We start from the raw sequence: 12,163 nt of genomic DNA on the forward strand, positions 1-12,163 counted from the left end.
GGGCGTAAAGACCTTGAGGCGATGTCGTACCTCCGTGCGACACTCCATTCCATGTTCGGTGTCATCGACCTTCCCACCTATCTCGCGGGTCTCGTCCTGATCGTGCTGCTGCCCGGCCCCAACTCGCTGTATGTGCTGTCCATGGCCGCCCGCCGGGGTGTGCGGGCCGGGTACACGGCGGCGGCCGGCGTCTGGCTGGGGGACACGGTGCTGATGACGCTGTCGGCGGCGGGCGTCGCCTCGCTGCTCCAGGCGAACGCGGTGCTGTTCGGGATCGTGAAGTTCGCGGGCGCCGGTTATCTGACCTGGCTCGCGGTCGGGATGCTGCGGGCCGCGTGGGGGATGTGGCGCAGACGCGGGGAGCTGGCGGCGCAGGACGGCCCGGCGTCCGGTGCGGGCGCCGACAGCGACGGCCGCGCGTTCCGCACCGCGCTGCTGATCAGCCTCTTCAACCCGAAGGCGATCCTGTTCTGTGTCGCCTTCTTCGTCCAGTTCGTGGACCCGGGGTACGCCTATCCGGCGCTGTCCTTCGTGGTCCTGGGGACGTTCATGCAGCTGGCGAGCGTGCTCTACCTCAGCGCGCTGATATTCGGCGGCACCCGGCTGGCCGCCACCTTCCGCCGACGCCGCAGGCTCTCGGCCGGGGCGACATCGGCGGCGGGGGCGCTGTTCCTGGGCTTCGCGGTGAAGCTCTCCCTGGCGTCGAGCGCGTAGCACGTGTGGAGCGGGTAGCGCCCGCCGGGCGGGGTCAGCGCTTCCCGGCAGGCGTACGGGTCTTGCGCAGGGCCCGGATCACCGGCTGCGGCAGCAGCGCGTGGACGAGCCGCAGGGCACGGCTGCGGGGACGGTGGGGCGGGGGAGCGGGGCGGCGCTGCTGGGGAAGCCGGTCGGCGACGCGCACGTCGGTGTTCTGCCCCTCGGCGTCCCGCCCCTGCACCGGTTCCTGTCCGGCGTACCGCGAGGGCGGGAAGGCGGGGGCGGTCATCGAGCGCCGGGACTTGAGCCGGACGAGCCGGTGCCCGGCGGCGTGCTGGACGCTCAGCTCGCAGTCGTCCCGCCCCCGGACCATCGAGAGCAGCTCCTCCTGCACCGGCGCGGGGTCGCCCCAGGTGCCGTACAGCTTCTGGGTGGTGAGGCAGACCGGTCGCAGACCGTGGCTGAGGACGGCCTCCCAGGCGGCGACGGAGACACCGGGGGTGTGCTCGGAGCGGAAGTCGTCGAGGACGACGATCCCGTCCGGGACCAGCGCCTCCCGTGCCGCGCCGATGTCGCCGCGCACATGCTCGTACAGATGCGAGCCGTCGATGTGCACGAAGCGGCAGCTGGCCGGGGGGACCTCGCCGGGGACGACCGAGCTGGGCCCTTGGAGGATGTGGGGCAGCTCGTCGTGGAAGGCGAGGTAGTTGGTCTCGAAGGCGTGCCGGGTGAGCGCGGCGTAGGACTTGGTGGCCTCGGCCCGGTTCGCCCCGTCGGGGGCGTCCCCCTCGAAGAGGTCGCAGACGGTGTACGCCTCGCCGTCCTGCCGGTGCCGGCCCAGGAAGATCGCGCTCTTGCCGAGGAACACCCCGATCTCCAGGAGGTCGCCCCGCAGCCCCGTGCCGCGCTGCCGGTCCAGGAGCCAGGCGAACAGCAGCTGGTCGAGGACCGGGAACCAGCCCTTCACATCGTCCAGCCGCCGGGGCGGCGGGGGCACGGGTGCTGCGGGCGCGCTGGTTTCCGGGTGGGTCACGCCGTGTGGAGCCGTCATCGGGTGGTGCACTTCCTCGCGCGTACGTGGGGATACGGACAGCTCAGCGCATTCCCAGCCAGGTCACGCGGGACGGACGGCGGGATGAACAGCGGGTCAACGTCTCTCCGTGACCCTGTGAAGCCCCAGGTGACCCGGGACGTGCCCTCGGTGCCCGGTCACCGTGCCGTCACCGCACGCCGTGCAGTGCCTTCCGCAGCCACGGAGTGACCCGGCGCTCCACATACCGGTGCATCAGCCAGGCCAGCAGCAGCATCGCGCCCAGCGTGAGGGCCAGGGTCGCCCAGGACGGGACGCCCAGATCCTGGTGCAGCGCCTTGATGACGACCCAGCCCAGGTGCTCGTGGACCAGATAGAAGGGGTACGTCAGCGCGCCCGCGACCGTCAGCCAGGGCCAGCTCGCCCAGTCGAGCAGCCCGAGGGCGATGGCGAGGACGGCGGCGAAGCCGAAGGTGACGATCAGCACGATGACGGTGGCCGAGCGGTAGGAGAACTGACCGGGGTCGCTGCTGTGCCACAGGCCCTCGACCGCGTGGTACTGCCCGGTCAGCCAGCTCACCGCGACGATGCCCCAGGCGAGGGCGTCGCGGCGGTCGCGGTAGAGCAGATAGATGCCCATCCCGCCGATGAAGAAGGGGGCGTACTCGGGCATGAGGACGAGGGTGAGGGCCTCCTCGCCGGACGCCTGGGCGATCGCCGCGGCCAGCGTCCACACCGCGCAGAACAGCACCACCCGGCGCCGGTTCACCCCGGGCAGGACCAGGCACAGGGCGAACAGCGCGTAGAACCGGATCTCCACCCACAGGGTCCAGTCGACGCCCAGCACCCGGTGGGCGCCCAGCGGCTCCTGGAGCAGGGTCAGATTCAGCAGCGCCTCGCTCGGGGTCACCGCCGCGTACACCACACCGGGCAGCGCGAAGACCGCCGTGACCAGCACGACGGCCACCCAGTACGCGGGCATCAGCCGGGACGCGCGGGAGGCGAAGAAGGACCGCAGCGGGCGGCCCCAGCCGCTCATACAGATCACGAACCCGCTGATCACGAAGAAGATCTGCACACCGAGCGGGCCGTAGGCGAACCAGGAGTGCAGGGTGGGGAACTGGTCCTGCGGGGAGCTGCCCCAGGCGCGGGTGACATCACCGCCCCGGCCGCCGTAGTGGTAGAGGGCGACCATGAGGGCGGCGAGGAGACGGAGTCCGTCGAGGGCGCGGAGCCGTCCGCCGGACGCCGGTCTCGCGGACCGCTCCGGCGACGGTACGACGGGACCGGGCCGTACGTCCGTGCCGTCGGGCACGGTCGTGCCGGACCTCGGTTGCGCCGTGCTCACGACCGTCTCCGTCACGCTCTCACCCCTGGTGCTGCCTCCACGGCCCCGCCCGGCCGGGCGCACGGCATGGGGGCGCACCGGCCGGAGGGGAACTGACGTGCGTCAACACTAAGGGCGGGGAGTACCGCCATCCGGTGACCGCCGGGCCGATTCGCCCATCGGACGGCTGTGGTTCACCTGTGTGTCATACGAGTGGCTGATATGGGCGGAGTGGTGCGGGCGAATGTGTCCGGAGTCACGCCGGGGCGGTCCTGGGGTCCGGGAGCGCGTCGGGCCGGGATGGTCCTGGGGCCGGGAGGGAGTCAGGCCGGGGCGGTCCCAGGGTCCCGGAGCGCGTCACGCCGAGGCGATCCCGGGGTCCCGGAGTGCGTCACGCCGGGGCGATCCCGGGGTCCCGGAGCGCGTCACGCCGAGGCGGTCCCGGAGGCCGGGAGCGTGTCAGGTCGCCGTGCGCAGGAACGCCGAGTGGGCGGCCTTGCCCAGGTAGGTGAAGCGGGTCTCGCCGGTCAGATGCTTGTCCAGCGCGTCCTTCACCCCGGGCCACTTGGCGTCGCCGTAGTCGTCGAGGACGACGATCGCGCCGGGTGCGGCGATCTCCTCGGCCCACTCCAGGTCCGCCAGGACGCCCGCCGCCGAGTGGTCGCCGTCGATCACGATCACGCCGTAGCGCCGGTCCGAGACGGCCGCCCGGGTCGCCGGGTCCTCGGAGAAGCCGCGCTGGACACGGGCCGTGGCGCCCGCCGGTCCGGCCAGCGTCAGATTGGTGCGGACGGCGTGCTCGTCGACCGGTGCCCCGGTCGGATCGGAGCGCTCGGGGGTGCCCGGCTGGAGCTGGACGCCCGCGAACGGGTCGACGATGGTCACACTGGGGCTGCGGCCGTCCCGCTCCATCATCCGCAGCAGCCCCGCCGAGAACATGCCGTACAGCGTGCCGATCTCCAGGATGTCGTCGTTCGGCGGGTCCAGCAGGGGTATCGTCCCCAGCTTTCCGCAGATGTTCATGGTGCCCCCGGCGATCCGGCCGACGCCGAGCGACTCCATCGCCACCAGCAGCCGGTAGGCGGCGGCGACATTGCGCCGCGCGGCCTCCCGGTCGCCGACCAGCTCCTCGACCTCGGCGTGCAGCCGCTTCAGCGGGCCGTGGGCGACGATCCGGGAGAGTCCCCTTCCGCGCGGACCGAGCAGCAGTTCCACGGTGAGCTGATGCTGTTTCATCAGCTCGATCGCGTCATGGAGCTGATCGCGTTCGGCGGTCCGGGCCGCCGTCGCCGCGCGCAGACGCCGGTCGATGCGCTGGTCGATGAGATCGGCCACCGGGCGCAGCAGACGCCGGGATGCCGAACTGGTGAGCAGGGAGCGGCTGTTCATGGAACCGAAGACCTCGATCCGTCGGGTGTTCGAGTCGGAATGTGCGGCTCGCGGGTTCCAGACAGGCTAGGTCGGCGGTTCCCGGGGGAAAGGTGTGTCAGCTGAGCGAGGCGTTAACAGCTGCGGAACTCCCCATGGCGGAAGGGCGTGGTCCAGAGGCCCGGCACCGGGGGCATCGAACGTCAGCCCAGCCAGCGCCGCAGCTTCAGCTTCCCCCACAGCAGACTGGTCGCGAACGACAGCGCCATCACCACGGCGACCATCGCCACCAGCAGCGCCCCGGCCGCCACCGCGCCCAGGTCCGGCGACACCACCCGGCCGACGATCTCCTCCACGAACAGCACATGCACCAGATAGGCGCCCAGCGCGGCCCCGGCCAGCTTCTGGAGCAGCGGGCGGCGCTTCTCGGGGACACGGACCCGGCTGATCAGCAGCAGCACACTGATCGCCATGGTGGCGACGAACAGATGCGCGTTGGGGATCACATAGTGGACTTGCGTGTTGTACCAGAGACAGGCGAGGGCCGTGACGGGGAACAGCGCCAGCAGCGGCCAGCGCCAGCGCGGGGACCGGGCGGGCAGCGCGAACAGCAGCGCGCCGCCGACCGCGTACACCAGTGAGTAGGTGCCGAAGCCCCAGGCCACGGTGGGGGTCTCGATGTCGGTGACCTCGGTGACGGTGGTCATCACCGAGGGCAGCACCGCGATGAACAGCAGCGCCGCGCCCAGCCGCCACGGCCGCTGCCCGGCCTTGATCAGCAGGGCGAAGGCCAGCAGCACGATGATCGGGATGTAGTTGTACATGAACCACAGGTGGTACGCGGGCTGCACCGACCCGAACAGCGCGTCCACCGCCAGCTCGGTCATCGGCCGTTCGTTGCGGTCCCGCAGATACGCCCAGACCAGGTAGATCGCCGTCCAGGCGAACAGCGGCACGGTGTTGCGCACCACCCGCTGCCACATCCGGGCCCCGTCCTTGGGCGGGGCGCCGACGAGCACGGCCCATCCGGCGATGGCGAAGTACATCGGCACGGCGAACGGGTTGAGCGCCTCGGCCACATGACCGGCCCAGTACGCCCCGGCCCCGTTGTCCGGGTCGTTGCCGGTGGCGTGGATGAACTGCGCGCCGACATGGCCGAGCATGATGGTCGCGGAGCAGACCAGCCGCATCAGATCGACGTCGAAGCGGTGTTCGCGCCGGGGAGCGGTCCCGGCCGGCTCGGGCGAGGTACCGCGCTGCTGCGGCAGGCGTACCGCTGTCTCGTTCTGCACCGCGCGCCTTTCAGAGGGAACGGTCGGGGGGTCGTGCGGAGGGGTCGTGCGGGAGGGGTCGTGCGGGAGGGGTCGTGCGGGAGGGGGTGCGGCGGGGCGCCGGTCAGCCGTCGGCGGTCCGGCGCACCGCGCGGCGCACCACGCGCTTGGCCCGGCGGACCTGGTGCTTGGCGCGGGCCTGGGCGGTGCTGCCGGGCAGCCCCAGTTCGGCCAGGCGGGCTTCGGGGAAGTAGCCGCCCGGTACGGAGTCGAGGTGGGCGCGCAGCCAGTCGGCGGTCGGTTCGCGCAGTGCGGCGTAGGCGGTGGGCTGCATACAGAAGCCCATGGCCCGCACCAGCGGGGCGAGCGAGTCGGGGGCGGCGCCGACCGCCGCCGGACGGGCGCCGCGCTCCAGGTCGGCGACCAGGTGGTCGACGATCGCCAGCGGCACCCGGTTGCTGTTGGCGTAGGGCTTGAGCCGCCCCATGACCAGTCCGGTGCCGACCCGGCCGATCGGGATGTCGTAGTAGTGGGACGCGGTCACCATGGCGGTGGAGAAGCAGCCGACGACGAGTCCGGGACGGCAGTGGTGGTACAGGGTCTCGGCGAGCAGCGGCGCGTCCAGCACGGTGAGCCGGACGCCCGCCTCGGCCGCGGCCTCGGTCAGCGCCCGCGAGTAGCTGGCGGGGGCGGTGGGGTGCGGCTTGAACACCACCGATGTGTGCCCGGCCGCGGCGGCGCCGCGGAGCATCGCCAGATGGAGGGCCTCCTCCTCGTCCGCGCTCAGGATGTTGATGGCCGCGAGGTACTGGCCGAGCAGCACGGCCGTCGGCGCCTGCTCACGCACCTGCTCCAGCCGTGCGTCGTCGGCGGTGTCCTGGGATATCTCGTCCAGTACGGCACGGAAGGCGGCGTCCGGGACGATCTCCGGGGCGACCCCGTACTCGGAGAGCAGCAGCGGGGTGAGGCCGGGTATCAGATCGAGGTGCAGCAGCCGCTGGACCCGGCTGGAGATGGTCAGCGGGAGCCGGTCCCGGGTGGGGCCGTAGCTCATCAGCCCGTCGGCGTACACATGGACGGACGCCTCGGAGAAGATCGCGGCGAGCGCCCGGCCGGGGTTGACCTGGATCGACTCGACGGCCAGCTCGATCAGTTCCAGCTCGTCGATGTCCCAGGCCAGCCGGAACGCCTTCTGCCACAGTCCGACATCGTTGCCGCGCGGACCCCACAGGCTCGGGTGGTACGGGCGGATCGTGTGGTTCCAGCTGACGACGTCGTCGAAGCGGCTGGCTATCCGGGTGTAGCCGCGCATCTCGTCCAGGCGCAGCGCGGTCTCGGGGGTGCCCGCGTTGTTCGAGACCAGCAGGATGCGCCGGGCCGAGCCGCGCGGCCCGAACTGTCCGGCGTCCAGCGCGGCGGCGAGGGTGGCGGCTCCGTAGAGGGTGGAGACCTGGAAGATCTGGGTGGTGTCGCGCATGGTTCAGGCAGCCTTCCGCCCGTCGCGCAGCCGGCTGAGCAGCCTGCCCCGGGTGTCGTCGATGGTGCGGAGGGTCTCCTCCAGGGCCCGCTGCGGCATCCGGTGCAGGGCGTCGCGGGCCTCGCGGCGCAGCCGCTGGGCGGCGACCGGTTCGTAGTCGTCCACCTTGCCGAGGTGGAAGGCGATCATCGCGCAGTAGGTGCGGACGGCCTTGAGCAGGAAGCGGTCGGCCTCCGGGTCCTGGAGCACGTCCTGGATCAGGGTGTCGTAGGCCGGGATGAAGTCGAGTTGGCGGTCGTCCTTGACCTGGGTGAGCGAGGTGGCGACACCGCGGCGGTAGAAGACGCCGTTCAGGCCCAGCGAGGCATAGCTCTTCGCCTTCAGGTGCAGCCGCCAGATCCACAGCCGGTCCTCGGCGGTGCGCAGTTCGGTGGCGAAGCGCATCCCGCCGTCGTCGAAGAGATGGCGGGCGTAGATCCCGGCCCAGACGAAGGGGTAGTCGACCATGGTCTCGGTGTGCACGGGCATGATGCCGTCACGCGGGTCCATCACCCGGTCGCGCACCTTGGCCGGGGGGCGCCGGACGACCCGTTCGGTGCCGGTGGCCTGGACATGGTCGGTACGGGCGAAGTCGCAGCCCAACTCCTCGATGGCACACACCAGGTCGGGCAGGTGGCCGGGGCCGTACCAGTCGTCGCCGTCGAGGAAGGTGAGGTACTCGCCGCGCGCCGCGTCGATGCCGCTGTTGCGGGCCTGCGCTATGCCCATGTTCCGCTCGTGCCGGATCACCGTGGTGTGGGGCAGCCGGTCCGCCCAGCGGTCGATCACCTTCGGGGTGGAGTCCTGGGAGCAGTCGTCGACGAGCAGGAACTCGAAGTCGGAGTCCGCGTTGTTGGCGAGACTCCGCAGAGTGCTCTCGGCGAAGGCCCCCACATTGTGCATGGGGACCACGACGGACAATTTGGGCACGCTGGACGGCCTCTCGCGTTCGAAGGTTGCCGATGGGAACGAACAGGTTAACGAGGCTCCCGAGGTGGACGGTGGCAACGAGGGCGCGGAACGGTGAAGTCCATTCGTGGCCGAGATGAATTCTTGGTTCTCAGCCCCTGGTGAAGGTTTCCCTCAGCTCATCCATGTTCGATTGTGTGGTCTTCCACAGGAAGTCCTGGGCCGCGTGCACCTCGGCCACCGCCGCCGGATGGTCGTCGAGGATCGCCGTCGCCCGCTCCACAAGCCGCGCTCCCAACTCCCGGTCGTGCACCGAGACACCCCACTCCCGGCGGCCGATGTCCGACAGGAAGTAGGCGAGTTTGGGGTGCGACACCAGACTGAGGATCGGTGTCCCGCAGCCGAACGGGATCATCCCGGCGTGCCCGCGCATCCCCATCACCAGCCGGGTGGTGCGGTACAGGTCGCGGATCTCGTCGTTCGACCTCTCGTACAGCCGCTCCACCGGCAGGGTGAGGCCGTGCTCGCGCCGCAGATCGTGGACGAACTTCTCGTCGGCCGGCATGTGCGCCGCGTACCGCACGTCCGCCCGCTCCCGCAGGGTGCGGACAGCGTCCGCCATCTCCGCCAGGAAATGCCCGTAGTCATGGCCGAAACGCAGCCCCGAGCGGTCGTAGGCCGCGTTGACCAGCACACTGTCGGTACGGGTGACCGGGTCGGTCCAGCCGTCGATGAGATGCCGGGCCACCGTCGTCGGACAGGGCTGGTAGCGCACCCGGTCGCGCAGCTCCGCCGGGAGCAGCTCCCGCACCCGCTCGATCGACCCGTGGTTGCGCAGCCCGAAGAACGCCGACCGCTCCACCAGCGCGCGCAGGCTTTCCGCGAACCGGGTCCGCCGGTAGAGCTGCCCGTCGAACACGTTGTACCCGACGGCGAACACCGCCAGCGGCACGGTGATCCGGGCCAGCATCGCGTCGGGCACGTTCCACTGCCAGTGGCTGTTGCCGTTCGGGGAGGTGTCCGGCAGGAACAGCCCGCCGCCGCCCACGATCACCCCGCGCCGGGCGTTGAGCCGCTCCACCGCGGCCTCGTCCACCAGCCGGTGCACCGGCTGCTGATACCAGCGGTACGGCCCGGTGTCGGAGTCGAAGCACCTCCGCACGGCCTCCGGCAGCACCTTGTCCCCGGCGTTCTCGTTCCCGTCGGCGAACAACGCCACATGCGCGAACTGCTCCGCCGGGGGCGCGAACTGCCGTGTTCCGGACGCCCGTTCCGCCGCCGCGTCTGCCGCGCCCGCCGAGCCGGTCGCGTCCGCCGAGCCCGCCCCGCCCGCCGAGCCCGTCAAGCCCGCCGAGCCGGTCGCGTCCGTCCCGCCCGCCGCGCCCGCAGAGCCCGTCGCGTCCGCCCCGTCCGGCCGGGTCCGGACGAACCAGGCGTGGCAGCCCGCGTCCGCCGGATCGGCCTCCAGACCCTCCCGGGCGTAGGCGTGCGCGTCGTCCTCACGGCCCAGCAGCCAGGCCAGCCGGGCGAGCTGGGCGAAGGCGCGTGGCGCGGCGTCCGGCGCGGACGCCGAGAGCAGCAGATGTGTCTCGGCCTCCTCGTAGCGCGACAGCGCCATCAGGCACAGCCCGAGCGTCTCATGGCAGCGCGGCGCGTCCAGCCGCCCTTCCAGTACCGGCGCCAGCACCCGCACGGCCTCGTCGTAGCGGCCCTGCTGCCGGTACACGTCGGCGACCGTACGGGCCAGATCCAGCGAGGGCCGCTCGGTGAGCAGCGGCGGCGCGAAGTGGGCGAGCAGTTCCGGGTGCTTGCCTCCGGGCAGCGCGCGGTAGGCGGCCCGGAACTCCGCGTCGGACAGCTCGAAGCGGCGCCGGGCCGCCATCGCCGGACCGTACCCGGGCGTGTCCGCCGCACCGGTGAAGCGCAGCACCGCGACCCGCTCGGGCACCTCGGTGTCGTCGTACAGCCGCCAGGTGAGGAAGTCATGGCGGGCGTCGAGGGGCACCAGCACGCCCCGCAACTCCGCGTCGAGATCCCCCGTGTCCCCTGTGTCCCCCGTCTCCTCCATGTCCACCGCGTCCACCGCGTCCACCGCGTCCACCGCGTCCGCCAGCCGCCGGGCGAGCGTCTCGTCCACGTCGGCCCGCTGCACCACCAGCAGCCCGTCCGCCAGGACCCGCCGCTCCTGGCGCCCGCCGTCCCACACCAACTGCCGTACGGCAGCCACGCCGTGCCGCAGCCGGAGCAGTTCGCCGAGGCCGCCGAGGACCACCATCGACGGGTCCAGGGCTATGACGGTGTCGTAGCCCGCCAGCCGGAACAGCGCGCCCCGGCCGCCGTCCGCGTGCCGGGTCACCAGCCGCGGGTGCAGCGGGCGCAGCGCGTCGAACGCGCTGTCGGGCAGCCCGGGGTGCAGGACCACGACGTCCTCGCACACCCCCGGGTCGGCCAGCACCAGGCTCCGGATCAGCGTGGCCACATCCGGCAGCCGCGCCTCGTCCGTGTGGACGGCGAAGGCGATGCGCCGCTTGCCGGTGATGGTTCTGCGGTCGTCCGCGGAGGCCAGGGTCATCGCAGGGCGATCCTTATCTTGCGGTCGGTCTCGCTGTCGGTCTCGCTGTCGTCGGCCTGCACGGCACGGGCCCGGACCCACGCGGCCTCCTCGGGCCGCAGCAGGCCGGGCAGCCCCGGGCCGATCAGGTCCAGCCGGGGGGACACATCCAGGAAGTCCAGCAGCCGCAGCACGGTGAACGCGGTGGTCGTCGTCGCCGGGTCCCAGCCGGACTCGCCGAGCAGTGCCGGGTCGGTCAGCGGACGGCGCAGCGAGGCGTCCCCGACGTACTCCTGCGCGCCGGGCACCAGCCGCTGTCGTACCGCCCGCCGCCAGGACCCCGCCGGGTCCCCGAACACCAGCCGTACGCCCGTCCGCCGCCCCCACGCCGGACCCTCCCAGGGGGTCGCGCCGCGCAGGGTGAGGACGTGGACGTCGAGGCGCGCCCCGGAGGCGGGCGGGTCGCCCGGCACACCGTCGCAGCGCACCACCACGTCGTACGCGTCCAACCCGGCGTCCCTCCCGGCGTCCAACCCGGCGTCCTGTCCGGCGGCCAGGTCGCCGCCGCTGAGCACGCACACGCTGCGGCCGTCGAGCAGGGCGCGCAGCCCGGTCACCCCGAGCGGGGCGGTCCCGCCGACCGAGGACAGCGGCAGCCCGTCGCGCTCGGCGAGCCGCCGGTAGCCGCCGTAGAGCCGGGTCAGCCGCCGCACCTTGGTGTCGGCCGCGCCGTGCCGGTCGATCTGCGCCCGGACGAACCCGGCGAGTTCCGGGGCGAGAGCGGCGGCGGGCTGGTCGAGCCGGGGCGCGCCCGCGCCGGGGAACAGCGCGACGGCCTCGTCCAGCAGGGCCCGGCGGCGGCGCAGGGTGTCGATCCGGCGGGCGGTCTCGGGCGCGGGACCGCCGCTCTGGAGCAGCGCCAGATGACGGTCGTACGAGGTGAGAGCCTCGCTGTCGCGGCCCAGCGCGTCCAGCGTCCGGGCGTGCAGCCGCCAGGCGCCCTTGGAGCGCTGCCGCAGCCCGGTCGCCGCGGTGGCCAGATCCAGGGCGAGCGCGAGCGCCCGCGCGTCACCGGTCTCCAGCGCCCGTTCGCCCACCTTGAGCAGGGCGTCGAACGGATCGGCGGACGGGCCGTCGAGTGCGGTGGCGAAGGCGCCGACGGCCTGGGAGAGACGGAGCTGCCGGGCGGTGCACGGGTCGCCCTGCGCCGCGAGGTACTCCCCGCAGCGCCGCAGGGACCGGGCGAACAGGTCCCGTCTGGCGGCCTCTCGCTGCCGTGCCTTGAACAATCCCGCCAGCGGGTTCGTCATGCGCTGTTCCACCGTTCTCCGAATCGGAGGCCGAATGTGCCCGAACACGAGTGGTCACGGGTGGCTTCGGGGTGACCGGTGGATGAACTCTCCAGGACGGCTCGCTGGTCGGACGGGGCGCTCGGTGGACATGGGGGTGAGGTGGGGAGGCGGGTTGACGCGGTACGCCCGACCTGTGCCTTTTC

The 12,163-nt window shown here is 72.3% G+C and carries 9 protein-coding genes; 1 reads left to right on the forward strand and 8 read right to left on the reverse strand.

The window, feature by feature from the left end:
- Positions 1–51: 51 nt before the first annotated feature.
- Positions 52–714 (forward strand): leucine efflux protein LeuE, encoded by a 663-nt coding sequence (gene leuE, locus AB0D49_RS03415; RefSeq protein WP_362749924.1) that lies wholly within the window; start codon positions 52–54, stop codon positions 712–714.
- Positions 715–748: 34 nt separating this feature from the next.
- On the opposite strand, the gene AB0D49_RS03420 is transcribed toward leuE, so the two are convergent.
- The 8 genes from AB0D49_RS03420 to AB0D49_RS03455 all read right to left on the reverse strand — a co-directional run bounded on the left by AB0D49_RS03420 (position 749) and on the right by AB0D49_RS03455 (position 11,978).
- On the reverse strand, positions 749–1,747 hold the full coding sequence (locus tag AB0D49_RS03420; RefSeq protein WP_362749927.1) for a class I SAM-dependent methyltransferase: 999 nt from the start codon (positions 1,745–1,747) through the stop codon (positions 749–751).
- A 169-nt stretch (positions 1,748–1,916) separates the two neighbouring features.
- Entirely contained in the window at positions 1,917–3,074 is a 1,158-nt protein-coding gene (locus AB0D49_RS03425) for an acyltransferase (protein ID WP_362749930.1), read from the reverse strand.
- Between the two features lie 438 nt (positions 3,075–3,512).
- Positions 3,513–4,442: a class I SAM-dependent methyltransferase gene (locus tag AB0D49_RS03430; protein WP_362749932.1), complete on the reverse strand. Its 930-nt coding sequence runs from the start codon at positions 4,440–4,442 to the stop codon at positions 3,513–3,515.
- Positions 4,443–4,624: 182 nt separating this feature from the next.
- Positions 4,625–5,713, reverse strand: coding sequence for an acyltransferase (locus AB0D49_RS03435; RefSeq protein WP_362749935.1), 1,089 nt, complete (start codon positions 5,711–5,713; stop codon positions 4,625–4,627).
- A 103-nt stretch (positions 5,714–5,816) separates the two neighbouring features.
- Positions 5,817–7,169, reverse strand: coding sequence for a polysialyltransferase family glycosyltransferase (locus tag AB0D49_RS03440; protein ID WP_362749938.1), 1,353 nt, complete (start codon positions 7,167–7,169; stop codon positions 5,817–5,819).
- A gap of 3 nt (positions 7,170–7,172) precedes the next feature.
- Positions 7,173–8,138 carry a glycosyltransferase family 2 protein gene (locus AB0D49_RS03445; protein ID WP_362749941.1) on the reverse strand — a complete coding sequence of 322 codons (966 nt, stop codon included), beginning with the start codon at positions 8,136–8,138 and terminating at the stop codon, positions 7,173–7,175.
- Positions 8,139–8,268: 130 nt separating this feature from the next.
- The gene (locus AB0D49_RS03450; RefSeq protein WP_362749943.1) at positions 8,269–10,689 is read right to left on the reverse strand and encodes a CDC27 family protein; all 2,421 of its coding nucleotides are present in this window, start codon (positions 10,687–10,689) and stop codon (positions 8,269–8,271) included.
- Complete coding sequence (locus AB0D49_RS03455; protein WP_362749946.1) at positions 10,686–11,978, reverse strand: hypothetical protein; 1,293 nt, start codon at positions 11,976–11,978, stop codon at positions 10,686–10,688. Before AB0D49_RS03455 ends, AB0D49_RS03450 begins: the two co-directional genes overlap by 4 nt.
- Between the last annotated feature and the right edge of the window lie 185 nt (positions 11,979–12,163).

This window comes from Streptomyces sp. NPDC048290 (genome assembly GCF_040652095.1).
In the GTDB taxonomy this organism is placed as follows: Bacteria; Actinomycetota; Actinomycetes; order Streptomycetales; family Streptomycetaceae; genus Streptomyces.